Origin of the sequence: Morganella sp. HMSC11D09 (assembly GCF_001807955.1) — a bacterium.
GTDB classification, from domain to species: Bacteria; Pseudomonadota; Gammaproteobacteria; order Enterobacterales; family Enterobacteriaceae; genus Morganella; species Morganella morganii.
The window spans coordinates 1121-2308 of record NZ_KV791649.1 but is presented as its reverse complement, the minus strand read 5'-3'; the positions used below and the strand labels follow the sequence as shown (position 1 = coordinate 2308).

The window sequence follows — 1188 nt, the reverse complement described above, 5'->3', positions numbered from 1 at the left end:
GAACGAAGCCTTTATTAACAAAGCCTGGCTTAATGAAGTGGTTGTCACTGACAAAATGCAGTCTGAGAACTATGTGCCGGGTAAAACCGGCTTTCTGATCGATGCAAAAACCGGAAATGCCGAATTTAACAGTGCGACATTCCGCGGAACTCTTGATGTTCGCAGCGCGGCATCAGGTGGCCGGATGGAAATTAATAACGCAAAGATAGATGTTTTTGATGAAAACAACGTGTTGCGGGTCAGGATCGGGAGGTTGTCTTGAGTCGATACGGTATATATGTTCAGCCCGAGACGGGTTCAAAGCCTTTTTACCTGGATGATGAGCAGTGTCAGCCACTGGCAAAACTGGGGCAGTTTAAATTTTATTTCCCCTATGAATCCGCAAAATTAAACAGAGTGGAGCCGGAAGGTGTCTGGGAATACATCCGTGACCGCAAGGCATGGCGTGCTGTGGTTCCCGGTATGTCCGACTACAATTGCTTTATTGTGGTGAAAAAGGGGGCTCACGCCGCCGGAACTTACGGCCTGACCGGAGTTATTCAGTTATGGACAGCCAAACTATGGCTGGAAGAACCATACATATATGTTTATGCAGAATGCGGTGATTACTCTGCCTGGGGGGATGATCCTTACGGTAAATTTTTTGTGTACGATGTATATGGTACCCCAAAACCGAAATCCGCTGCGGGTAAATATGGCATTCAGCTCCGGGGTATGAATGGCGTTACAACGCTGACTGATTTCTCTAAGCTGGGTTACTGCGTGTGGGCCGGTACGGTTTACAGCGACGGGAAAAAAGGAAGCGGTGCTACAATTCCCGGATACGACATCAGCAACGAAAGTCGCTACACAATCTATGTCAGGCCAAAATCTCAGGCATGCACGATGCTGAGGCGTGGTAATTCAATATGGACAGATGTTCCCGCATATCTGAATGTATTGTTATTCGACCATAACCCCGATTTATCTGTGTTGCCAAAATACGGGATTCAAATCTGTAACCAGAATGGAAAGACAACCTATACCAGCAAATATTGCCCGCTGATGGGAGGGCAGCTGTTATCTGCAATGTCCGGCTATTCTCAATATAAGAATCCTTATTTTAATCTTGGTAACTATGGCACGTTCGTCTCTTCCATCAAGAATAAATACTACGACCTGGCAGCACTTGGCCTGTATGTCAGCGGT

2 protein-coding genes are annotated in these 1188 nt (G+C 46.6%); both read left to right on the top strand.

Annotated features, from left to right (window positions below; genetic code table 11):
* Positions 1-262 (top strand): phage tail tip fiber protein (locus tag HMPREF3119_RS19290; RefSeq protein WP_168162273.1); only part of this gene is annotated, 262 nt, incomplete at its 5' end.
* Positions 259-1188 (top strand): DUF6453 family protein (locus HMPREF3119_RS19285; protein WP_168162272.1); only part of this gene is annotated, 930 nt, incomplete at its 3' end. The genes HMPREF3119_RS19290 and HMPREF3119_RS19285, both read left to right, overlap by 4 nt.